21 protein-coding genes are annotated in these 23,018 nt (G+C 63.8%); 14 read left to right on the forward strand and 7 right to left on the reverse strand.

Annotated features, from left to right (window positions below):
• Positions 1-21: 21 nt before the first annotated feature.
• The 4 genes from acnA to ACIPHM_RS04290 all read left to right on the forward strand — a co-directional run bounded on the left by acnA (position 22) and on the right by ACIPHM_RS04290 (position 6,519).
• Positions 22-2,730, forward strand: a complete 2,709-nt coding sequence (acnA, locus tag ACIPHM_RS04275) for an aconitate hydratase AcnA (protein WP_400324854.1) — start codon at positions 22-24, stop codon at positions 2,728-2,730.
• Between the two features lie 369 nt (positions 2,731-3,099).
• Positions 3,100-4,605 carry an AlkA N-terminal domain-containing protein gene (locus ACIPHM_RS04280; RefSeq protein ID WP_400325329.1) on the forward strand — a complete coding sequence of 502 codons (1,506 nt, stop codon included), beginning with the start codon at positions 3,100-3,102 and terminating at the stop codon, positions 4,603-4,605.
• Positions 4,602-5,183: a methylated-DNA--[protein]-cysteine S-methyltransferase gene (locus ACIPHM_RS04285; protein WP_400324856.1), complete on the forward strand. Its 582-nt coding sequence runs from the start codon at positions 4,602-4,604 to the stop codon at positions 5,181-5,183. The genes ACIPHM_RS04280 and ACIPHM_RS04285 overlap by 4 nt, the downstream gene beginning before the upstream one ends.
• A gap of 157 nt (positions 5,184-5,340) precedes the next feature.
• Complete coding sequence (locus ACIPHM_RS04290) at positions 5,341-6,519, forward strand: DUF2863 family protein (protein WP_400324858.1); 1,179 nt, start codon at positions 5,341-5,343, stop codon at positions 6,517-6,519.
• Between the two features lie 151 nt (positions 6,520-6,670).
• Here ACIPHM_RS04290 and ACIPHM_RS04295 read toward each other — a convergent pair whose 3' ends face one another.
• Positions 6,671-7,402 (reverse strand): tRNA (guanine(46)-N(7))-methyltransferase TrmB, encoded by a 732-nt coding sequence (locus ACIPHM_RS04295; protein ID WP_400324860.1) that lies wholly within the window; start codon positions 7,400-7,402, stop codon positions 6,671-6,673.
• A gap of 493 nt (positions 7,403-7,895) precedes the next feature.
• Between ACIPHM_RS04295 and ACIPHM_RS04300 the strand changes: the two genes are divergently transcribed.
• Positions 7,896-8,543, forward strand: coding sequence for a BspC domain-containing protein (locus ACIPHM_RS04300; protein WP_400324862.1), 648 nt, complete (start codon positions 7,896-7,898; stop codon positions 8,541-8,543).
• 78 nt (positions 8,544-8,621) lie between these two features.
• On the opposite strand, the gene ACIPHM_RS04305 is transcribed toward ACIPHM_RS04300, so the two are convergent.
• Together ACIPHM_RS04305 and yaaA are read right to left on the reverse strand one after the other, a co-directional pair.
• Positions 8,622-9,770, reverse strand: coding sequence for a M14-type cytosolic carboxypeptidase (locus ACIPHM_RS04305; protein ID WP_400324864.1), 1,149 nt, complete (start codon positions 9,768-9,770; stop codon positions 8,622-8,624).
• Positions 9,771-9,835: 65 nt separating this feature from the next.
• Positions 9,836-10,615, reverse strand: a complete 780-nt coding sequence (yaaA, locus tag ACIPHM_RS04310) for a peroxide stress protein YaaA (protein WP_400324866.1) — start codon at positions 10,613-10,615, stop codon at positions 9,836-9,838.
• 47 nt (positions 10,616-10,662) lie between these two features.
• Between yaaA and ACIPHM_RS04315 the strand changes: the two genes are divergently transcribed.
• Entirely contained in the window at positions 10,663-11,175 is a 513-nt protein-coding gene (locus tag ACIPHM_RS04315; RefSeq protein WP_400324868.1) for a putative toxin-antitoxin system toxin component, PIN family, read from the forward strand.
• Between the two features lie 142 nt (positions 11,176-11,317).
• The gene (locus tag ACIPHM_RS04320; protein WP_400324870.1) at positions 11,318-12,505 is read left to right on the forward strand and encodes a pyridoxal phosphate-dependent aminotransferase; all 1,188 of its coding nucleotides are present in this window, start codon (positions 11,318-11,320) and stop codon (positions 12,503-12,505) included.
• A 417-nt stretch (positions 12,506-12,922) separates the two neighbouring features.
• Here ACIPHM_RS04320 and ACIPHM_RS04325 read toward each other — a convergent pair whose 3' ends face one another.
• A complete protein-coding gene (locus ACIPHM_RS04325; protein ID WP_400324872.1) occupies positions 12,923-13,579 on the reverse strand; it encodes a glutathione S-transferase in 657 nt (218 codons plus the stop codon).
• 396 nt (positions 13,580-13,975) lie between these two features.
• On the opposite strand from ACIPHM_RS04325, the gene ACIPHM_RS04330 reads away from it, so the two are divergent.
• From ACIPHM_RS04330 to ACIPHM_RS04360, 7 genes are all read left to right on the forward strand, one after another.
• The gene (locus tag ACIPHM_RS04330; protein WP_400324874.1) at positions 13,976-15,523 is read left to right on the forward strand and encodes a 3-hydroxyacyl-CoA dehydrogenase; all 1,548 of its coding nucleotides are present in this window, start codon (positions 13,976-13,978) and stop codon (positions 15,521-15,523) included.
• Positions 15,524-15,539: 16 nt separating this feature from the next.
• A complete protein-coding gene (locus tag ACIPHM_RS04335) occupies positions 15,540-16,319 on the forward strand; it encodes an oxepin-CoA hydrolase, alternative type (protein ID WP_400324876.1) in 780 nt (259 codons plus the stop codon).
• A 147-nt stretch (positions 16,320-16,466) separates the two neighbouring features.
• Positions 16,467-17,192 carry a histidine phosphatase family protein gene (locus ACIPHM_RS04340; protein WP_400325331.1) on the forward strand — a complete coding sequence of 242 codons (726 nt, stop codon included), beginning with the start codon at positions 16,467-16,469 and terminating at the stop codon, positions 17,190-17,192.
• A gap of 127 nt (positions 17,193-17,319) precedes the next feature.
• On the forward strand, positions 17,320-18,432 hold the full coding sequence (locus ACIPHM_RS04345; protein ID WP_400324878.1) for a phosphotransferase: 1,113 nt from the start codon (positions 17,320-17,322) through the stop codon (positions 18,430-18,432).
• Between the two features lie 56 nt (positions 18,433-18,488).
• Positions 18,489-19,718 (forward strand): acyl-CoA dehydrogenase family protein, encoded by a 1,230-nt coding sequence (locus ACIPHM_RS04350; protein ID WP_400324880.1) that lies wholly within the window; start codon positions 18,489-18,491, stop codon positions 19,716-19,718.
• 134 nt (positions 19,719-19,852) lie between these two features.
• Positions 19,853-20,545 carry a glutathione binding-like protein gene (locus tag ACIPHM_RS04355; RefSeq protein ID WP_400324882.1) on the forward strand — a complete coding sequence of 231 codons (693 nt, stop codon included), beginning with the start codon at positions 19,853-19,855 and terminating at the stop codon, positions 20,543-20,545.
• Positions 20,546-20,883: 338 nt separating this feature from the next.
• The gene (locus tag ACIPHM_RS04360; protein ID WP_400324884.1) at positions 20,884-21,219 is read left to right on the forward strand and encodes a YegP family protein; all 336 of its coding nucleotides are present in this window, start codon (positions 20,884-20,886) and stop codon (positions 21,217-21,219) included.
• Between the two features lie 140 nt (positions 21,220-21,359).
• Here ACIPHM_RS04360 and ACIPHM_RS04365 read toward each other — a convergent pair whose 3' ends face one another.
• The 3 genes from ACIPHM_RS04365 to ACIPHM_RS04375 all read right to left on the reverse strand — a co-directional run bounded on the left by ACIPHM_RS04365 (position 21,360) and on the right by ACIPHM_RS04375 (position 23,011).
• The gene (locus tag ACIPHM_RS04365; protein ID WP_400324886.1) at positions 21,360-21,815 is read right to left on the reverse strand and encodes a MaoC family dehydratase; all 456 of its coding nucleotides are present in this window, start codon (positions 21,813-21,815) and stop codon (positions 21,360-21,362) included.
• Between the two features lie 35 nt (positions 21,816-21,850).
• A complete protein-coding gene (locus ACIPHM_RS04370) occupies positions 21,851-22,345 on the reverse strand; it encodes a DUF1178 family protein (protein ID WP_400324888.1) in 495 nt (164 codons plus the stop codon).
• 72 nt (positions 22,346-22,417) lie between these two features.
• Positions 22,418-23,011 carry an NUDIX domain-containing protein gene (locus ACIPHM_RS04375; protein ID WP_400324890.1) on the reverse strand — a complete coding sequence of 198 codons (594 nt, stop codon included), beginning with the start codon at positions 23,009-23,011 and terminating at the stop codon, positions 22,418-22,420.
• Positions 23,012-23,018: the final 7 nt, after the last annotated feature.

The following is a 23,018-nucleotide window of genomic DNA, read 5'->3' on the forward strand; positions in this document are numbered from 1 at the left end:
TGTATCACTCAAGGAAAGATCATGGCCCACAACCTCCACAAAACGCTTAAAGAGTTCAAGCTCAGCGGCGACAAGAAAGGCAAGTTCTACTCGCTGCCCCAATTGGGTAAAGCCCTGGGTGTAAACGTCGACCGCCTGCCGGTGTCGATCCGTCTCGTTCTCGAGTCCGTTCTGCGCAATTGCGACGGCAAGAAAGTGACCGAAGAGCACGTCAAGCAACTGGCGAACTGGAAGCCGAACGCCGAGCGCACCGACGAAATCCCCTTCGTCGTGGCCCGCGTCGTGTTGCAGGATTTCACCGGCGTGCCGCTGCTGGCCGACCTGGCCGCCATGCGTAACGTCGCGGAGCGTCAGGGCAAGAACCCGAAGCGCATCGAGCCGCTCGTTCCGGTAGATCTGGTTGTCGACCACTCGGTCACGATCGATCACTTCCGCGAGAAGAAGGCGCTCGACCTGAACATGAAGCTCGAATTCCAGCGCAACAACGAGCGTTATCAGTTCATGAAGTGGGGTATGCAGGCGTTCGACACGTTCGGCGTTGTGCAACCGGGTTATGGCATCGTGCACCAGGTGAACCTGGAATATCTGGCGCGCGGCGTGCACAAGAAGGACAACGTGTTCTACCCGGATACCCTGGTGGGCACGGACAGCCACACGACCATGATCAACGGTATCGGCGTGGTGGGCTGGGGCGTGGGCGGTATTGAAGCCGAAGCCGGCATGCTGGGTCAGCCGGTGTACTTCCTGACGCCGGACGTCGTCGGTGTGGAACTGACGGGCCGTCTGCGCGAAGGCGTGACCGCCACCGACCTGGTGCTGACGATCACGGAAATGCTGCGTCGCGAGAAGGTCGTTGGCAAGTTCGTCGAATTCTTCGGCGAAGGCACGTCGAGCCTGGCGCTGCCGGACCGCGCAACGATCGCGAACATGGCGCCGGAATACGGCGCAACGATGGGCTTCTTCCCGGTCGACGAGAAGACGATCGACTACTTCAAGGGCACGGGCCGCACGAAGTCGGAAATCGACGCCTTCGAATCGTACTTCAAGGCACAGAACCTGTTCGGCGTGCCGAAGACGAACAGCATCGATTACACGAAGACGCTCTCGCTGGATCTGGGCACGGTGGCACCGTCGCTGGCCGGTCCGAAGCGTCCGCAGGACCGTATCGAAATCGGCAACGTGAAGGCAACGTTCAACGACCTGTTCACGAAGCCGGTCGCCGAGAACGGTTTCAACCTCACGCAGGAACAACTCGACTCGACGTACAAGACGGCCAGCGGCATCGACGTGAAGAACGGCGATGTGCTGATCGCCGCCATTACGTCGTGCACGAACACGTCGAACCCGAGCGTGCTGCTCGCCGCCGGTCTGCTGGCGAAGAAGGCGGTGGAAGCCGGCCTGAAGGTCGCGCCGCACATCAAGACGTCGCTCGCTCCGGGAAGCCGTGTGGTGACGGAGTACCTGGAAGCTGCCGGCCTGCTGCCGTACCTGGAGAAGCTGGGCTTCGGCGTGACGGCTTACGGCTGCACGACGTGTATCGGTAACGCCGGCGATCTGACGGCGGAACTGAACGAAACGATTACGAAGAACGACATGGTCGCGGCGGCGGTGCTCTCGGGCAACCGTAACTTCGAAGCGCGTATTCACCCGAACATCCGCGCCAACTTCCTGGCGTCGCCCCCGCTGGTGGTGGCCTACGCCATCGCAGGCAACGTGACGCGCGACCTGATGACCGAGCCGGTCGGCAAGGGTAAGAACGGCCGCGAGATCTTCCTGGGCGACATTTGGCCGACCAGCGAAGAGATCCACAAGCTGATGAAGTTCGCGATGAATGCGAAGGTCTTCAAGACCAACTACGACTCGGTGAAGGAACCGAGCCCGTTGTGGGCGAAGGTCAAGGGTTCGAAGGGCCAGGTCTACGATTGGCCGACGTCGACGTACATCGCCGAACCGCCGTTCTTCGACGGTTTCGCGATGGACCCGAAGGTCGACATCGAGCCGATCCACGGCGCACGCGCCCTGGGCGTATTCGGTGACTCGGTCACGACCGACCACATCAGCCCGGCCGGCTCGATCAAGGAAACCTCGCCGGCTGGCAAGTGGTTGCTCGAGAACGGCGTGCTGAAGGCCGACTTCAACAGCTACGGCTCGCGTCGTGGTAACCACGAAGTGATGATGCGCGGCACGTTCGCGAACGTCCGCATCAAGAACCTGATGATCCCGGCAAAGGCCGACGGTTCGCGCGTCGAAGGCGGCCTGACGATCCACCAGCCGAGCGGCGAACAGCTGTCGATTTACGACGCCGCAATGAAGTATGTCGGCGAAAACACCCCGACGGTGGTGTTCGGCGGTGAAGAGTACGGCACGGGCTCGTCGCGTGACTGGGCAGCCAAGGGCACGCAGCTGCTGGGCGTGAAGGCCGTCATCACGCGTTCGTTCGAGCGCATCCACCGCTCGAACCTGGTCGGCATGGGCGTGCTGCCCCTGCAATTCAAGGGTTCGGACAGCGTGGAATCGCTGGGCATCACGGGCGAAGAAACGTACGACATCGAAGGTCTGACGGCCGACATCAAGCCGCAACAGGATGTCACGCTGGTGATCCATCGCAAGAACGGTGAAACGCAGAAGGTGCAAGTCCTGCTGCGTATCGACACACCGATCGAAGTGGATTACTACAAGCACGGCGGTATCCTGCCGTTCGTGCTGCGTCAACTGCTTGCCGCTGCCTGATTCCGGCAGATGCTGTAGTGATGTTTGCTCCCGGGTGAAGTTTTTTCGTCACCCGGTGGCTCTGGAAACCCGGCCGCAGTGCCGGGTTTTTTGTTTACCCTTGAACACCCTCTGGCCGTCCTCGCCTTCGCCCTCCCACAACGCAGCGGGACAGCCGTCAGGCGGCACTTCCCGGCCCTCCACTAAAAGTCGCACCGGTAAGCGCCCCCTGACGGCTGCCTGTATTGCCCACGGCTTTAAACCATCCGCTTTGCTGCGCCTTTCTCTTTTCTTGTCATGTCCGAAAATGGCTAGCCGAACGTAGGGCTCGCGCGTAGAGTGACGGCAATGGTCTCCCCCTCTTCCACCTCTTCCACCTCTTCTCCCCCCATGACGCTCGATCCGGAAGTCTGCTACAAAGCCGTCTCCGCCCGCGACCGTCGCTTCGACGGCTGGTTTTTTGTCGGCGTTTCCTCGACCGGTATCTATTGCCGCCCGGTCTGCAATGTGCGCACGCCCCGCTTCGAGAATTGCTCGTTCTACAGCAGCGCCGCCGCCGCAGAAAAGGCCGGCTACCGGCCCTGCCTCAAATGCCGGCCGGAACTCGCGCCCGGCAGCGCACGCTTCGACGCCTCCCGCGAACTCGCCGACGCCGCCGCTGCCATGATCGACGAAGGCTTCCTCAATCACGCCACCCTCCCCGGTCTCGCCGCCCGCATCGGCATCACGGAACGACACCTGCGGCGCATTTTTGCCGACGAATTCGGCGTGTCTCCCGTCGAATACGCGCAAACGCAACGGCTGCTGCTCGCCAAACGTCTGCTCACGGACACCGCTTTGCCAGTGACGGAAGTGGCGCTCGCCTCGGGATTCGGCAGCGTCCGGCGCTTCAACGGCCTTTTCAAGTCGCGCTACGGCTTCGCCCCCGGACGCCTGCGTCTGAGCGCTCACAACGCCCGTATCGCCTCTATCGCCTCCCTGCCGGACGGCGATCTGGTGTTTCAACTCGCTTACCGCCCACCCTTCGCCTGGCACGCCCTGCTCGATTTCCTGGGCGATCGCGCTATCGAAGGGGTTGAGTTGCGCGAGGGCGATGTTTATACGCGCACGCTGAACATCGAGCGTCAGGACGGGCGGACGGTCGCAGGCTGGTGCCGCATTTCCCCCCTGCCGGAGCGCCACGCATTGCAGGTGACGCTTCCCCCCTCGCTCGCCGGCAGCGTGCCGCAGGTGCTGGGAAAGCTGCGTCATCTGTTCGACCTGGGCGCGCGTCCCGACGTGATCGACGCCCATCTCGGCGCCCTCGCCACCGCCACGCCCGGTCTTCGGGTGCCCGGCACGGTGGATGGCTTCGAGATCGCCGTGCGCGCCATCGTCGGCCAGCAAATCACGGTAAAAGGCGCCCGTCGCTTGCTCGGACGCCTCGCTCAGCGCTTCGGCACGCCGCTGCCCACGCCCGTTCACGCACTGACGCACACCTTCCCGAGCGCCGCACAGATGCTCGCGGTGCCCGCCGATTCGCTCGGCGAAGCCGGTATCATTCGCAGTCGCGTCGCCGCAATTCACGGCGTGGCGCAGGCGATTGTCGACGGCCGTCTGCGGCTCGATCCTCTGGCGCCGCTGGAAGCGACGATAGCAACGCTGCTCGCGATCAAGGGCATCGGCCCATGGACGGCGCAGTACATCGCGATGCGCGCCCTCGGCTCGCCCGACGCCATGCCGGTGGACGATCTGGTGCTGCGTCAGGCACTGGGCGTAGCCAACGCACGCGCTGTCGCCGCCCGCGCCGCGCGCTGGGCGCCCTGGCGCGCCTACGCCGCGCTGCATGTCTGGCGCGCGGCGGCGCAGGGACCGGCAGGCCAGCCGGTTCAGACTTTGCAGGAGGTATTTGCATGACTCACACCACGCGCGTGACTCGCTACGAGACGTTTTACGAGAGCCCGCTCGGCCAGATGCTGCTCGTCGCCAACGGCGATGCACTGACGGGCGTCTATTTCTCGCATCAGAAGTATTTCCCGCAAGACGGCGACGTGCGCCTGGGTGGCAGTGGTGTCGCTGTGCTGCAGGCGGCCAAGCAGCAGCTCGACGAGTATTTTCACGACGGGCGTCGCCTCTTCGAACTGGATCTGGCTCCGGATGGCACGCCGTTTCAGAAAAGTGTCTGGGAGGCGTTGCGCCGTATCCCGTTCGGCGAGACCCGCAGCTACGGCGACCTCGCCCACGCGCTGGGTGACGCGAACAAGTCGCGCGCAGTCGGCGCCGCTAACGGGCGGAATCCGATAACTGTCATCGTGCCGTGTCACCGGGTGATCGGCGCAGACGGCACGCTCACGGGCTATGCCAGCGGTGTAGAGCGCAAGCTCGCCCTGCTCTCGCTCGAAGGCGCCGCCCTGTCCCCCGTCAAGGGCGCAAGCGCAGCAACGACGCGCCATACGCGACTATCCGCCCCCGCGAATCTCGCCTTCGATTTCTGATTCGACACCCCATATCCCCTGTTCGCGAGCGCCGCTGGCATGGCCGCTCGCCGGGGCTTTCGAGGACCGGCGTCGACGCATTTGGCGAGACCATCCGTCTCCCGCGTTCACGCATGCCGTACAATCGTGAGTTCATGTATTTCTGCTTTGCACGACTATGCGCTCACGCACCGCTAAACGATTGACTTCCGACGCCGAAAAGCTGGTCGGCCACGCACTTGCGCTGGCCGCTTCGGGCAGCCGCATCGAAGACCGCTTCTGGGAAGCCCAGCTCGACACGCTGCTCGCGCGCGTGCTGCGCACGGGCAACCAGCCGGCGATCGACGCCGCCCTCGATCACCTTCAGGCCAACCATAGCGAAGCCTACGGCGCCCTCGCCGACCTGATCGAGTCGCAAAGCGAATCCGCCGAACCCGAGGCCGAAGGCCAGGTCTGGGACGGCCTGCTCATCGCCATCCCGATGCTTGCCTGGACCCGCTTCGCGATCCCCTCGGGCCCGGTGAAGCCGAACGCGCTGATGCCGGTGCGCGCGCATCTGCATGCTCACGTGCTGGCCGAATCGGCGCGTGTGGCGATTTCGCCCTACATCTACAGCATCGACCAGCTCCCGCGCACGCACTGCGAGTCGTGGAAGGTCACGCAGCAGCTCGTGCGCGCGGCCGTGGAAAACGCCGAGGTGAAGCAGCCCGGCAGCGATCTTCCGGAAACGGCGCCGATTCTCGCCGACCCGCGCTTTTTGCTCGCCGCGGTGGCCGTGCCGAAGGGTGCGCCGATGTTCCGCTGGCAGGAAGACGGGCCGCAACGCGCTGAGCGCGGTCAGTGCCAGGAAGCCTGGTCGGCGCAAGGTCATCCGAATCTGAAGGATCTGCTGCCGGGCTGCGAAATCGAATGCCTGTTGCCCGACGCGTACTACGCGAGCTGCCGCGAAGCAGACGAGCGTATCCGTCCGCATACGATTCGCACGGCGCTGCGCTATCTGGAAGACGTTCTGACACTCACGCCGGCGGAATTGCGTGCGGTGATCGCTGGCTTCGGCGAACAGAATATCGACGAGTACCGCATCGGCTTCACGCAGCGCGGCAGCAACGATGTGATCTACGGCGTCGTCTGGCCGCTGTACGGCCGTGAAAACGGCGAAGTCGAGGGCGGTGCACTCGACGAAATCACCGATCTGCTCAAGGCCGAAGGCGTCACCGAGATTCGCAAGCATCCGGAACGCTTCGTCCCCGAATATTGCGACGATTGCGGCGTGCCGCTGTATCCGAACCCGCTGGGCGAAGTCGTCCACGCGGAAATGCCGGAAGACGCGGAACCGAATCACCAGCACTTCCACTGATCGCTTACGCGCGGGCGTGGACCTCGACGTCGACGTCTGACCGAAAAAAACGGCCGTGCACTCACTCTGCACGGCCGTTTTTTCATGCTGCCCGTCACCTGCGCACGACGCCGTCGCGACACCTGCTGCGCCGGCAACCGCCGCTACCGAATCAGCGCGCCGGCAACGTAACGACGCATCGATGCAACCCATGCCCCGACGCCAGATACTTGCGCTCGAACGGCGTCATGGGCTCGTTATCGGTATTGGCGTTGGCGTTGGCGCTCGCATCGGCATTCGTCGGCCACACGCCACGATCACTGGCTTCGACAAGCGGACGCACGCCGCTCAGCCACTCGACCGCCTTCGCGAATTCGTCGATATAGATGTCCCAGTTGCTGCGGCACTCCAGCACGCCGCCCAACGCGACCACCGTCGGGAACACGGCATGCGCGTGCCAGCGACGCGCCAACTGGCCGATCTTCGGCCACGGATTCGGATAGAGGATGTAGTGCCGCGCCGGACGAATACCGGCGTCGAGAAGCTGCCGCCAGAAGTCCACGAGATCGGCACGCACCCACACGAAATTCTCGGGCCACACGCCGTCCCACCAATCTTTGCCGCGCACGATACGGCTTTCCGATTGATCGATGCCGATGACGAAGTGATCGGGAAATTGCGTGGCGAGCCGCAGCGTGCTCTCGCCCACGCCGCATCCGGCGTCGATGATGAGCGGCGCGGCGCCCGCGTCACGCCACGCGGCGATGGCCGCGTCGAACGCCGCCGCGCTGTAGGCCGCGAGCGGTTTGCGAAACGTTGCATCGCGATGACGATTCACGAGTTCCGCAAGTTTGTCGTGCGGGCCGGTTTGAGCACTGTCAACAGTGCGTGAATTTGCGAACATGCCGAAAAGAAAGAAACACGGATCTGCCGGGTGCGGTACCCGGACGCGCATCGCACAAACCGCCTGAAAAGCCGCGAAATGCGCCGTTATTCGAGCGATTGCACCGCTGCCGCAGATGACACAATGCGCCCCCCTACCTTTGCCGTACGGTCGTTGCAGACGCGAAATTCGCGAGGCGTTTTGCCACCGCGATGTCGGGTCGTGCCGCATGAAACGTCGCTCAGGCAGGCTCGCATTGTAGCGCGCTGTAACTTTACCGAGGCGCGCTGTTACGTCTGCGGGCTTACCCGGCGGGCGTCAGCGACTTTTTTTCGGTTAAGATGGATGTCGCTTTGCCGTTGTCTTTCGAAACGCGGTGAAGCTTCTTCGCGAGCGGTGCATGCAAGCAACTCATGAGATGAGTGAAATGAGTCAGCGCGTGCCCGCATTGCTCCGCAATGCTCAGAGCCAACTCATGCGAGCGGCTCTTACGCCCCCGAGAATACGTCAAGCAATGTCGAATCGATTTTTTCAACGCGCCGCAGGCGTCGTGATGCGAGCCGTGCGCCAGGTCGCAGGCATCGCAACCGTCGCTGCGCCGCTGTGCCTGTCGGCCTTCACGGCCCCCGCGCAGGCGTTCACCCTCGAACAGCATCGTGCGCTGGTCGAGCAGTTCATCAACACCCGTCACGCCGATCCGCTCGTGGCCGATTGCGCGGCGCACGCCAGTTTTGTCGTCGCCACGCTGCCCGGTTACGAGAGCGTGGAATACGGCGACACCGCGCTCGATCCCGAGCACGCGAAAATCGAACCGTGGAGTGGCCCGTTCGACGATCGCAAGCAACGTGTCGACGTCACACAGATGGTCGAACTCGATGGCGTCGGCAAGCGCACAAGCGGACAGACGGACAACATCCACATTCGCTGCGGTTACGCCGAAGGCCGCATGATGGGCTTCGACTATACGTCGCCACTGTCGCAGGTCGAGCAACCCGTGAAGCGCGCCACGCACGGCAACACGCGCGGCAAGGCCTCGCACGCCACGGCAAGATCGGGCAAGCACGGTACGGCGGCCAAATCGTCGGGGAGCAAGTCGTCGGCGAAATCGTCGTCTTCGAAGTCCAGCAGCACCAAGAAGAGCACGACGAAAAAGACGAACTGATCGCGTCATCGCGATCGGGGAAGCGGTGGAGCACGACGCAGAGCGCGTTGTGCTTTGTTGCGTCGGCAGGTGTGTGGACTAGGCCTGATCCGCCTGCATCTGCGCCCAGATCGCGGCGAGCATCGACGCGCCCAGCGCGGCACTTCGCGCGCCGCTCCACCCGACCTGCGGATCGGGCCGGTTGGCGTTGTCCTTGAACGGCATCTCCAGCGTGAGCGACAGGCAGCCAAAACGATGCGCGATCCACTTCGACGCGAGCTTGAGCGACTCCGGACCATGCTTGCCCGGCGGATAGCCGAACTTGTCCTGAAAGTCGAGACTCGCCGCCTTCAGACGCTCACCGAACGCCTTCTCGCGCACAAGCAACGCCTCGCTCGCCCACTCGACACCCTCGTTGCCCGCCAAAAACACGTAAGGCAGCGCTTCGTCGCCGTGGATGTCGAAGAACATGTCGCAGCCGATCGATTCGATGGCTGCACGCACGTGATGCACCTCGGGGCTGCGCACCAGGTCCGGCTCGAGCCACTCGCGATTCAGATTCGCGCCCGTTGCGTTGGTGCGCAGGTTGCCGCGCGCCGAGCCGTCGGGATTCATGTTCGGCACGATGTGGAACACCGCTTCATCGAGCACGGCCGTCGCGAGCGGATCGCCCGCCCAGTCACCGGCCCCAAGCAGACGGCGCAGCATCCCTTCCACGAACCACTCGGCCATCGTCTCGCCGGGATGCTGACGCGCGATCACCCAGATGTGACGCTTGCCCGCGCGCGGCTGCCCCACGGTAAGCAACGTCATATCGCGCCCATCGACGGTCTGCCCCAGTGAGCGCGAACTCACCAGCGGCGAATTCTGCGCGGTGCCCAGCAGCGCCAGATGACGCTCCTCCGCGTACGGCTCGAAATACGCCAGATAGACGCTGTCGTGCGCCGGCGTGAACGCCACCGTCATGACCTGCCCGTCGTACGAAGTCGGCACACGGAACCACGTCACGCGGTCGTAAGACGCCACGGCCCGGTAGTTCTCCCAGCCACGCGGATAGGACGTCTGCCCCGCGTTATCGAACACGATGCGGCACGGCGTGCCGGCCACGCCCTGCACGCGAAAATGAAACCACTGCGCGAACTCGGCAGCGCCGTCTTGCGCCACGCGCACGCGAATGTCGTCGGCACGCTCGGCACTCACCACCTGAATGGCGCCGCTGTCGAACCTGCTGCTGATGTGGACGGTCATGACTTGTCTCGCTGGCAGAAATGAAAAGCCCCGGGACATCGCCCCGGGCCGCAGATGAGCTGACGTCAGGCAACGCGACGGCGGAAGACCCAGAGCGAATCGTTCGATACGCTCTGGTCAAAGGCATAACCCTCGGTATCGAAGGCCTTGAGCTGCTGCACGTCGGTCACGCCGCGCTCGATCGCGTAACGCGCCATCAGGCCGCGCGCGCGCTTTGCGTAAAAGCTGATGATCTTGTACTTGCCGCTCTTCCAGTCTTCGAACACCGGCGTGATCACCGGCGCTTCGACCAGACGGCGCTTGACGACCTTGAAGTACTCTTCCGACGCCAGATTCACGAGCACACGGCGCGTCTCGCTATGTTCGGCCAGCGACGCATTGATCGTCTGCGTCACACGCTCGCCCCAGAAGGCATACAGATCGCGGCCGCGCTTGTTCACGAAACGCGTGCCCATCTCCAGACGATACGGCTGGAGCAGATCGAGCGGACGCAGCACGCCGTACAGGCCGGACAGAATGCGCAAATGCTTCTGTGCGAAATCGAGCTGCGTGGCGTTGAGCGTGCGGGCGGAGAGGCCTTCGTAGACATCGCCATTGAAAGCGAGCACGGCCTGCTTGGCGTTGTTCGTATCGAAACGCGGCGACCAGTCGGCGTAACGGGTGGCGTTGAGCGCGGCGAGCTGATCGGAGATGCTCATGAGCGAGCCGACCTGTGCCGGGCTCAATTCACGCAGACCCTCGATCAGTTCGGCAGCGTCGTCCACGAACTGCGGCACGGTGTGCGTGCTCACGTGCGGCGGCGTTTCGTAGTCGAGCGATTTGGCCGGCGAGAGAACAATTATCATATCGGGTGCAGCGTCCCTGCGAAAACGAGAAACCGCCATTCTATCCAATGCTTCAAAACGCTGTTGCCACGCCCGCCGAACGGGCCTTCGCCGAGCATCTCGATACGCTCGCCACGCCACCGCGCGTCGTGCTCGATACCAATGTCTGGATCGATCTGCTGGTGTTCGACGATCCGATTGCACGTCCGGTGCGCGACGCGCTCGTCGAGCGCCGCCTCATCGCGCTCATGGCCCCGCGCTGCCGCGACGAACTGGCGGTCGTACTCACGTACCCGCAATTCGCCTCGCGCGCAATCGATAACGACGCCGCCCTCGCCTGGGTCGACGCGCATACGCACCGCATCGTCATTCCGGAAAACGCCGCCCCGCCCGCCCAGTTGCCGCTGTGCCGCGACCGCGACGATCAGAAATTCCTCGAAGCCGCGCGCGACGGACATGCGCACTGGCTCGTCAGCAAAGACAAGGCCGTGCTCAAGCTGCGCAGTCGTGTAGCGCGCCAGTTCGGCTTTCGCATCGTGACGGCGAGCGCATTCACGTCGCTGCTGAGCGTGACCGGGTGAATTCCCAAATCGAGATAAGAAAATGCCGGCGAGCCATCTATCCAATGTCCGAAATTGACGGTGCAAGCGCACTTCCCGGCCCACAGGCTCGGCGTGACGGCGTTAGAATGGCGGCCTGATCACTGCTTCGTCCATCGTAAAAATGAACGCGCCTCACACTGGATCCACCACACCTGCGCTGGTCGCCCCGCCGCTCGCGTCGCGTCTGCCGAATGTCGGCACCACCATCTTCACCGTGATGTCGGCGCTGGCCGCCGAGAAGCAGGCGGTGAATCTGGGTCAGGGCTTCCCCGATTTCTCGTGCGATCCGAAGATCGTCGACGCCGTCTCGCGTGCCATGCGCGAAGACCACAACCAGTACCCGCCGATGGCCGGGGTGCCGGCACTGCGTCAGGCCATTGCCGGGAAGATCGGTGAGCTCTACGGGCAGCACTACGACTGGAACACCGAAATCACGGTGACGGCAGGCGCCACGCAGGCGCTGCTCACGGCGATTCTCGCGACCGTGCATCCGGGCGACGAGGTGATCGTATTCGAGCCTACGTACGACAGCTATGTCCCGTCGATCGAGTTGGCCGGCGGCAAGCCGGTGTTCATCACGCTCGAAGCGCCTGATTTCCGCATTCCGTTCGACAGGCTGGCCGCGGCGATCACGCCGCGTACGCGTCTGATTCTGTTCAACACGCCGCACAACCCGAGCGGTAGGGTGTGGCATGAGCAGGACCTCACGAAGCTGGCCGAGATCGTGGCGGGCACCGACATTCTGCTGATCTCGGACGAGGTCTATGAACACATGGTGTACGACGGCAAGCGCCACGAGAGCGTGGCACGTCACCCGGAACTCGCGCGGCGCAGCTTCATCGTGTCGAGCTTCGGCAAGACGTATCACGTGACGGGCTGGAAGGTCGGCTTCGTGGCGGCGCCCGTGGCGCTCACGGCCGAATTCCGCAAGGTACATCAGTTCAACGTGTTCACCGTGAACACCCCGATGCAGGTCGGTCTGGCCGACTATATGCGCGACTCCACCCCGTATCTTGAACTCGCGGGCTTCTATCAGAAGAAGCGCGATCTTTTCCGCGAAGGCCTCGCGGGCACTCGCTTCAAGCTGCTGCCGTGCGAAGGCACGTACTTCCAGTGCGTGGATTACAGCGCGATCAACAACATGAGCGAAGCCGACTTCGCGCTGTGGCTGACGGGGGAAATCGGCGTAGCAGCCATTCCCGTCTCGGCGTTCTATCACGAGCCGCACGAGTCCGGCGTGGTGCGCTTCTGCTTCGCCAAGAAAGACGACACGCTGCGCGAAGCGCTGACACGGCTCGCGAAGATCTGACGGGGTTCGTGGGCGTCATCCGTCATAGCGAATCGCATCATCGCCCGGCCCCTTCACCGCATTGCCGCGTTATCGCATTACCGCGTTATCGCGTCACCGCATTACCGCATTACCGCATTGCCGCGTTATCGCATTACCGCATTGCCGCGTTATCGCATTACCGCATTGCCGCATTACCGCGTTATCGCACTACCGCGATAACGCTTCACGTCTGCCAATAAAAACGGCCGCAATCCGAAAAATTGCGGCCGTTTCGTTACGGCATTGACGCGGACAACATCGCCCGATTTCCCCCGAACGCCGCTCGGCGAAATCGCGGTTGTTCGGTCCTAGGTCGGCCCCACGTCAGCGCCACGTCAGCGTGGATCGGGCTGACGCCGGCTGGCTTGGTCGCCGTCGGTCTACCCCTTCATCCCGTCATCCCGCCTTCTTCGCCTGTTGCGCCTGCTGATAAGCCTTCTGCTCGGCGCGCATGCGCTGGAACGACTCCCGCTCGGCAAGTCGCTTGCCGTAGGCCTTCCAGTCGATGCCGGCGGATTGCAGGAAGTCTTCGCCGTACACCGCTTGCGTGGCCATGCCGAGGATCGGCAAATGGATGCCCGCGACAATGTCGGCCATTGTGAACGTGTCCCCCGCCACATACGGCGCAAACTTGGCGAGCCGCTTGAACGCAACGATATTGCGGCGCAGGAGCTTCTCGGTGCGGTTGCGCGTGCCCTCGGAGACCGTCCCGCCGAAGAACGCCTGCGTGTACACCTCACGCACCACCAGCTCCAGATGCAATTCCAGCATCGTGAGCAATTCACGCTCCTTGGCCTGCCGCCACGGATCGGCGGAGAACAGCGCGGGCGTCGGGTGGGTCACTTCCAGAAAATCGCAGATCACCTGCGACTCGGCCAGAAAACCGTGCTCCGTTTGCAGATACGGCACCTTCCCCAGCGGCGAGCATTGCAGCAGCGGCTCGTCCTGACACGGAATGGATTCGGACACTTCGAAGGGCAAGCCCTTCTCGTACAGCACAACCTTGACCTTGTTGTAATAGTTGCTGACTGGAAAGCCGTACAGCTTCAACATGATGTCTCCCATGTGAGTGAGCCGGCAGACGCGACTGCCGGTTACCCGAAGTGTACCGGCACGACCTCGCGACTCGTGAATCGAATTCAACCGAAGACGTCCCGAATTCCTGCCGCGCGGACGATTCCCCGTCGCCCACGCCACCGGCCCACGTCCCTCCGACCGCGCAGCGGAACAAGCGCTGGCAACGGCGGCGAGATCAGCGACAATAGCCCGGACGCCTTCAGGGCATCGGTTTGCATCGCACGACAACACGGCAGGAAATTCATTTCCCGACCGACCGGTCGGACGATAGAATGACGAATCACCTGTGCGCTGCGTTTTTCCGCGACATGTCGCACGCCAACAAAACGATACCGATCGACGACAATCGACGCCAACTTCGAGACACTCCGAATGACTGAATCCCCTCGCTCGACCTCCTCCGTCAAAGCCATCGAAGTGCTGGGCATCGTCGGTGCTGGCGCCATGGGCCGTGGCATCGCTCAGATCGCCGCACAAGCCGGCCTGCGCGTGAAGCTGTACGACACCAATGCCCAGGCCGTCCAAGCGGCGCTGGACACCCTGCGCGACACACTGAACAAGCTCGCCGCCAAGGGGAAGATCGAGGCGTCGGGTGTCGAGGCGACGACGGGCCGGCTGCAAGCGTGTGACACGCTCGAAGCGCTGGCCGACTGCCACCTGGTCGTCGAGGCCATCGTCGAGAAGCTGGAAATCAAGCGCGACCTGTTCCGTTCGCTCGAAGGGATTGTCGCCGCCGACGCGATCCTCGCGTCTAATACGTCGTCGCTGTCGATCACGGCCATTGCCGCGGCGTGCGAGCGTCCGGCGCGCGTGGCTGGCTATCATTTCTTCAACCCGGTGCCGCTCATGAAGGTGGTCGAAGTCATCGACGGCCTGCGCACCGCACCGGAAGTCGGCGACGCCCTGCTCGCCCTCGGCCAGCGCATGGGTCACACGGCCGTGCGCTGCAAGGACATGCCGGGCTTCATCGTCAACCACGCCGGGCGGGGGATGAACACCGAAGGCCTGCGCGTAGCCGGCGAAGGCGTGGCGAGCTTTGCCGACATCGATCGCATCTTGCGCGAACAGGCGGGCTTCCGTCTGGGCACGTTCGAGTTGCTCGATCTCACGGCGCTCGACGTCTCGCACCCGGTCATGGAGTCGATCTATCACCAGTTCTACGAAGAAGCCCGTTTCCGTCCGTCGCCGATTACCGCCGTGCGCTTCGCGGGCGGACTGCTCGGGCGCAAGGTCGGCGAAGGCTTCTATCGTTATGTCGACGGCAAGCCGCAAGTGCCGCCCGAAGCGCCCGCGCCGGATACGCTACCCGAGAGCGTCTGGGTGAGCCGTGCCGATACGCGCGGCTTCGCTGCCGTGGTTGAACTGCTGGGCGCCACGGGTGTCCCCATCGAAAGCGGCGACAAGCCCTCCGAGACGGCACTGATCGTCGTCACCCCGCTCGGTTTCGATGCCACGACCTGTGCCGTCGAGCAGGCGCTGGACGCCACGCGCACGGTCGCCGTCGACACGCTGCTGCCGCTCGCGGGCGCGAAGCGTCATACGCTGATGACCACGCCGGTCACCACGGCCGACGCACGCAACGCCGCCCACGCGTTGTTTGCCCATGGCGGCACGCCGGTGACGGTGATCCGTGACTCGGCGGGGTTCGTTGCGCAACGGGTCATCGCCACCATCGTGAACATCGGTGCGGACATTGCGCAGCAACGCATCGCCACGCCGGGCGACATCGATCGCGCGGTCACGCTCGGCCTCGGCTACGCCAGGGGGCCGCTCGCCTTGGGCGACGCTGTCGGCGCGCGTCAGTTGCTCACGGTGTTGCGCAATCTTCAATCGTTCTACGGCGACCAACGTTACCGTCCGTCGCCGTGGCTTACGCGTCGCGCGCAGCTCGGCGTGTCGCTGCTCACCGAAGAACAATGATCCGGAGACCCGATCCATGGCCGCCGAACTGCTTGCCGAACGCGTTGACCACACGCTGGTCCTGACGCTATCCAATCCCGGAGCGCGCAACGCGCTGCATCCGGACATGTACGCCGCCGGGGTCGAAGCACTGGCCACGGCCGAGCGCGATCCGACGGTGCGCGCGGTGGTGCTCACCGGGGCCGACAACTTCTTTTGCGCGGGCGGCAATCTGAACCGTCTGCTCGACAATCGCCAGAAAGACCCCTCGGTGCAAGCGGCGAGTATCAACGCGCTGGCCGAATGGATCGAAGCCCTGCGCGCGTGTCCCAAACCGATCATCGCCGCCGTCGAGGGTGCCGCGGCCGGTGCGGGCTTCTCGCTCGCGCTCGCCTGCGACCTGCTCGTCGCGGCCGATAACGCCAAGTTCGTGATGGCTTACGTGAAGGTCGGTCTGACGCCCGACGGCGGGGGGTCGTGGTTCCTGGCGCAAGCGCTGCCCCGCGCGCTGGCCACCGAAATCCTGCTCGAAGGCAAACCGGTCCCGGCGACGCGTCTCGCGGCGGCCGGACTCGTCAATCGCGTGGTCGCACCGGGTCAGGCACGGGCCGAAGCGCTGAACTGGGCGACGGATCTCGCACAGCTTTCGCCGAACGCTGTGGGTCGCATCAAGTCGCTCATCGAGAGCGGCGCGAGCGAGACGCTCACCTCGCAACTCGCCGCCGAGCGCGATCACTTCGTGGCGTCGCTCCATCATGCTGACGGTCTGGAAGGAATCAGCGCCTTCCTGGAAAAACGTCCGGCAAAATACGCCTGACCGCATCACAGACGGACGGCCTGCGCGCCGCATCGGCGTGTACCGTCTGTCTGCGCCTTGCCGCAACGCTGCGAGCGTCTGCCGGCACCCGTTCAGGAGAATTACCGCATGAGCTCACTCGGCCACCTCGGCCCCGCCGCCGGTCCCTTGGCATTCGCCCCGCCGCAACGCCGCCGCATCTATCTGATGCGCCATGGCGACGTCACGTATTTCGACGACAGCGGCAAGCCCATCGACGCCGATGCCGTTGCGCTCAACGACCTCGGACGCTCGCAAGCCAGCGCCGCCGGGCGCGCGTTCGCGGCCGAGAACATCCGCTTCGACCGCGTGATCGTGAGCGGTCTGCCGCGCACGCGCGAGACCGCCGAACGGGTACTGACCGAGACGGGCCAGCAGATCGATATCGAGACGTGGACATGCTGGCAGGAAATTCGCGCAGGCAGCATCTCGCATCTGCCGCCCGCCGAGCTGGCGCAGGCGTTTCTCGGCGCGTTCGACGGTCTGGTGCCGGAAGACACCCGTTTCATGAACGGCGAATCGGTGCGCGAACTGCTCGACCGTGTCGTGCCGCCGCTCGCGGAACTGCGCGCGGACCCGTCGTGGGACACCGTGCTGCTGGTGTTGCACGGCGGCGTGAATCGCGCGATTCTCTCTCATGCCCTGCATCCGCTTGGACGCCTCTTTCTCGGCCAACTCGCCCAGACACCCGCCTGCATCAACGCACTCGATGTCGGCGACAAGCCCGAGGATTGGGTCGTGCGGCTGATGAATTTCGCGCCGCCGCAGCCTTTGCATCGCGATAACCGGCTCACCGTCATGGAGAAGATCTTCGCGTCGTTCCTGCGCACGCGCCAACGCGCCAGCGAGGCTTAGCCTGTCGCGCGGCCGGGAGAAGAATGAGCGCGCCCCGGCCCATCGACACACACGAAGTAGGGTCGAAGCCCGGCAACGCCGGCGAATCAGTCACGATCAACGCAACACCGGAAATGCAGGAGACAGCATGGCCGAGGAGCTTGTACAGGACTTTTCCGCATTCGCCGGCGAACGCGCATTGGGCGCTCGCCCCCCTTTCGACGCCGCAGCGCTGGAGCGCTGGCTCGCCGCGCATGTCGACGGTTTCGCCGGGCCGCTCACCATCACGCAGTTCAACGGCGGCCAATCCAATCCCACCTATCGTCTGACGACGCCCGCTGCCGCTTACGTACTGCGGACCAAGCCGGCGCCATCGGCGAAACTGCTCCCTTCAGCCCACGCCATCGAGCGCGAGTATCGCGTAATGGATGCGCTCGCCGGCACCGACGTCCCCGTCGCCCGCATGCGCGGCCTGTGCGAGGACGAAAGCGTGATCGGGCTCGCGTTCTACGTAATGGACTTCGTTGCGGGACGCGTGCTGTGGGACCCCGCACTGCCCGGCATGACACCCCCGCAGCGCGGCGAGATCTACGACGAAATGAACCGCGTCATCGCGGCGTTGCATCGGGTGGATTACCGCGCCATCGGCCTCGAATCGTATGGCAGGCCGGGCGATTACATCGCGCGGCAAATCGCCCGCTGGAGCAAGCAGTATCGCGCATCGCAGACGCAGACCATCGAGGCGATGGACCGGCTCATCGAGTGGCTGCCTGCGAATTTGCCCACGAGTACACCGGATATGCCCGAGCGCACGACCATCGTGCACGGCGACTTCCGGCTCGATAACCTGATCTTCCATCCGAGCGAGCCGCGCGTGCTCGCCGTGCTCGACTGGGAACTGTCGACGCTGGGCGACCCGCTCGCCGACTTCAGCTATCACTGCATGGCGTGGCACGTCAGCCCCGGCGTGTTTCGCGGCATTGCCGGACTCGACTGGAAAGCGCTCGGCATTCCCGAGGAAGACGTCTACATCCGCCGGTACAGCGAACGCACCGGCATCGTCCCCCCCGCGCAGTGGCACGTCTATCTCGCGTACAACATGTTCCGCATCGCCGCGATTCTGCAAGGGATCATGAAGCGGGCCAGCGACGGCACCGCCGCCAGCGAGCAAGCGCTGGATGCGGGCAAGCGCGCGCGTCCCATGGCGGAGCTTGCGTGGGAGTACGCGCAGCGTGCGCTGCGCGCGTCGAGTCACCCATAGCGCCAATAACGCAGCACCGTCCCGAGCAAGACAGGCAGTCACCGAACGGAGATCTCATGGATTTCAGCTACAGCCCGAAAGTCGAAGCGCTGCGTGCGCGTCTCTCGGCGTTCTTCGACGAGCACATTTTCCCCAACGAGCGGCGCTATCTCGAAGAGATCGACTTCGCCCGCCGCCAGGGCGACGCGTGGCAGCCGTCGCAAGTCATCGAGCGGCTCAAACCGCTCGCGCAACAAGCCGGATTGTGGAACCTGTTTCTGCCCGATTCCGGGCGCGGTGCGGGGCTCTCCAACGTTGAATACGCCCCGCTGTGCGAGATCATGGGACAGGTGCCATGGGCCCCGGAAGTCTTCAATTGCAACGCGCCCGACACCGGCAATATGGAGACGCTGGAGCGCTACGCCACTGCCGAGCAAAAGGCCCAATGGCTCGAACCGTTGCTGCGCGGCGAGATCCGTTCGGCGTTTCTGATGACGGAGCCGGACGTCGCGTCGAGCGATGCCACCAACGTGCAATGCCGCATCCGTCGTGACGGCGACGACTACGTGGTTAGCGGCCGCAAGTGGTGGTCGACGGGCGCGGGCGATCCGCGCTGCGCCCTCTATATCGTGATGGGCAAAACCGACCCGGACGCCCCGAAGCACGCCCAGCAGTCGATGATCCTCATCCCTTCAGATGCCAAGGGCATTTCGCGCGTGCGCCCACTGACTGTCTTCGGCTACGACGACGCCCCGCACGGCCACATGGAGGTCGTGCTCGACGACGTGCGCGTGAGCGCGAGCAACATCCTCCACGGGGAAGGACGCGGCTTCGAAATCGCGCAGGGACGCCTAGGCCCGGGCCGCATCCACCATTGCATGCGGCTCATCGGTCTGGCCGAACGCGCCCTCTCGCTGATGTGCCAGCGCACGCTCTCGCGAGTGGCGTTCGGCAAACCGATTGCGGCGCAGGGCGTCACCCGCGAGCGCATCGGCGAGGCGCGCTGTCTGATCGAGCAGGCTCGCCTGCTCACGCTCAAGGCGGCGTCTATGATGGATACGGTCGGCAACAAGGCCGCGCGCGCCGAAATCGCGATGATCAAGGTCGTCGCCCCGAATATGGCATGTCAGGTGATCGACTGGGCGATTCAGGCCCACGGCGCGGCGGGGCTGTCGGGCGACTTTCCGCTGGCGTATGCGTACGCGAGCGCCCGCACGCTGCGTTTCGCCGACGGCCCGGACGAAGTGCATCGCAACGCCATCGCCAAACTGGAACTGGCGAAGTACATGCAGGCAGACGGCGAATAAGGACGCTGGGGACGCCAGGGACGCACGTCAAATCGCCGGCAACCGCCACAGACCCCACGCCCGACAGGGAAAAACGTTCTGTGGTGTAATTTCCGGGCAATTTTCCCGACCGCTGCATCCACGAGGAGCCGCAATTGATTCAGGTCTATTCCTGGGCCACGCCCAACGGCCACAAAGTCCACATCATGCTCGAAGAGTGCGGGCTGGCCTACCATGCCCATGCCGTCGATATCGGCGCGGGCGATCAGTTCAAGGACGCGTTTCTTGCCATCTCGCCGAATAACAAGATCCCGGCCATCGTCGATGAAGACGGTCCGGACGGCAAGCCGATCTCGCTGTTCGAATCGGGCGCCATTCTGCTGTATCTGGCAGGCAAGACCGGCCGTTTCCTGCCCGAGGACGTCCGCGGCAAGTTCGAGACGCTCGAATGGCTGATGTTCCAGATGGGCGGCGTGGGGCCGATGCTCGGTCAGGCGCATCACTTCCGGATTTACGCGCCCGAGAAGATCGATTATGCGATCAAGCGCTACACCAACGAGGCGCGGCGTCTGTACGGCGTGCTCGACAAGCGCCTGGGCGACCATCCGTATGTGGCCGGTGATATGTATACCGTCGCGGACATCGCGATCTGGCCGTGGCTGCGCTCGTGGAAGAACCAGGGCGTAGAGCTGTCGGACTTCCCCAACGTGCAGAAGTGGTTCGAGGCGATCGAAGCGCGTCCGGCCGTGCAGCGCGGCATCAAGGTGCTGGCCGACGCACGCAAACCGTTGCAGGACGACAAGGCCCGCGAGATCCTGTTCGGCGCCACGCAGTACGCCCGACGCTAAGTCGAGCCGAGAGGGCAGCCGTCGCCAAGCCAGTTGCCCTTCCCCCGCCGTTTCCCGTGGGTCGCGGATTGCGCTTCTGCCGTGTATCCCGCATAGCGCCGTGGTTCGGTGGGGGGATGTGAAGTGGTTTACACTTCGAAACAAAGTGCGGTATCGCCGGAACGCTGGCAGTGCTACTCTATGCGCAATTCGCTTTGTACGTACGCGTCTCGCGTACATGCAGCGAATCCCCTTGCAAGACCGTTGTACCGATTTCTTCGACGCGGCGCTCTGCCGTCGTCACCTTGCAGTTCGCAGTCCCTCGCCGCTGGCTTTTGGAAGATCCGGGAGATCCACATATGTCAGGCAAGTTCGAACTCAAGCGTAGCCCCAACGGTGAATTCCACTTTCACCTGCTGGCCGACAGCGGGCACATCATTCTCTCCTCCGAGACCTACAAGGCGCGCGCTTCCGCGCAGAACGGTATCGAGTCCGTTCGCAAGAACTCGGGCGAGGATCACCGTTTCGAGCGCAAGACGTCGACCTCGGGTCGTCCGTACTTCGTGCTCAAGGCGCGCAACGGCGAGATCATCGGTCAAAGCCAGATGTTCTCCAATGCCGAGCAAATGGAAAACGGCATCACGCAGGTCAAGCGCGATGCGCCCGCAGCGTCCGTAAGCGATCTGTCGCACTGACGTCGCCGGGCGCACGCACAACACAACGGGGCCACTGCCGATGTCGACAGTGGCCCCGCGAGTGACTGCGCAGCGTAGCGTCTAGCATGGGTAGCGGCAACCGAGATGCGGGTGCGCCGTACGAAATTCCCGCTCAGACGTCAGACGGCCCGCTTCAGGTAAAGCCCCGTTCCCCGGAACCGGCACACCTCCTCGCCGTGCTGATTGGTCGCGGTCCAGAGCTGACGCACGATGCCTCGATCGGGACGACTCTTCGACGCACGCACTTCGAGCGTGCTGCTCGTTACCGAGACCGTATCGCCGGGACGCACCGGCTTGAGCCATTCGATCTGCTCCACTCCCGGCGATCCCATGCTTGCCGAGCGCGACAGCAGCTTGTCGACATTCATCCGCATCATGATGCTGCACGTGTGCCAGCCGCTCGCGACGAGTCCGCCGAAGTGGGATTCGCGTCCGGCGGCTTCGTCGACGTGAAAGGGCTGCGGATCGAATTGCCGGGCGAAGTGGACGATCTCGTCGGCCGTGAAGGTGTATTCGCCAAGGTCGAAGGTGTCGCCAACGGCGAAGTCTTCGAAGTAATACTCAAGCGTTGCCATCCCAACCTCCCGTTGTGCGAGCGATTCCTCGAACCTTATTGCAGGGTTTCCTTCACGCTGTCGGGCACCGGCAGCGACATGATGTCGATGCCCTCTTCGGCAAGCGCCTGCGCTTCTTCGCGCGAGGTCGTGCCCCGAATATTGCGCTCCGGCGCTTCCTGATAGTGCATCTTGCGGGCTTCCTCGGCGAAATGGGTCCCGACGTCTTCCGTATTCGCCATCACGTGACGCACGGCTTTCATCCACAACGTCTGCAATTCGCGGCGCGCTTCGATCGCTTCAGGGGGCGCGGCCTCGGTTCGCACGGCGGTGTTGGCCGGGGCCGCGGCCGGCACCGGTGCAGCATCGGCACGCGATGTCGCCCCCGAAAGATTCAAACGCGGAGCCGACGGCATGCGCACGACGGCCGTGTCGCCGCAGACTGGGCAAGACACCAGCCCCCGAGACTGTTGCGATAGGTAATCGTCCTCCGAGCCGAACCAACCCTCGAAGGTGTGCTGGTGTGCACAACGCAGATCAAAAACCTTCATGACGCAATGGATATACCCCTGCCCCGCCACTAGCGAGGCAAGGAAAGCAAAAAATGACCGTGAGACGGGGAATCAGCGCAGCGGCGAACGCTCGTTCGGCTGCCACACGCCCGATAATATCTTCTCCAGCCAAAACGCGCCGATGATCGATTTCACGTCCGTGACACGGCCGTCGCGCACCCATTGCAGCAATTCGGTGGCCGGCATCTTGAACACGTCGAGAAATTCGCCTTCGTCGAGTCGTCGCTCGCCCTGCGTGAGATCGCGCGCCAGCCAGATATCGATGAATTCCGTCGAATACGAAATCACCGGGTGAATGCGCGTGAGGTAGTCCCAGCGCTCGGCCTTGTAGCCCGTCTCTTCGAGCAATTCACGCTGGCCGCACACCAGGCCGCCTTCGGCTTCGTCGAGCTTGCCCGCGGGCAACTCCGTCATCACACGCCCGAGCGGATAGCGATACTGACGCTCCATGAGCACCTGACCGTCCTCGAACAGCGGGATCACCATCACGGCACCGGGGTGCGTGGTGTACTCGCGGATGGCGGTCTTGCCGTCAGGCAGACGCACGCGGTCACGCTTGATCGTCAGGAAAACACCGTCGTAGACGGTATCGCCTTCGATGCGCGTCTCAATCAGGTGCTGGTCGTCGTTTTGACGTTCGGACATAAGCCCT

It is taken from the genome of Pandoraea sp. NPDC087047 (genome assembly GCF_044745225.1).
Lineage (GTDB): Bacteria > Pseudomonadota > Gammaproteobacteria > Burkholderiales > Burkholderiaceae > Pandoraea.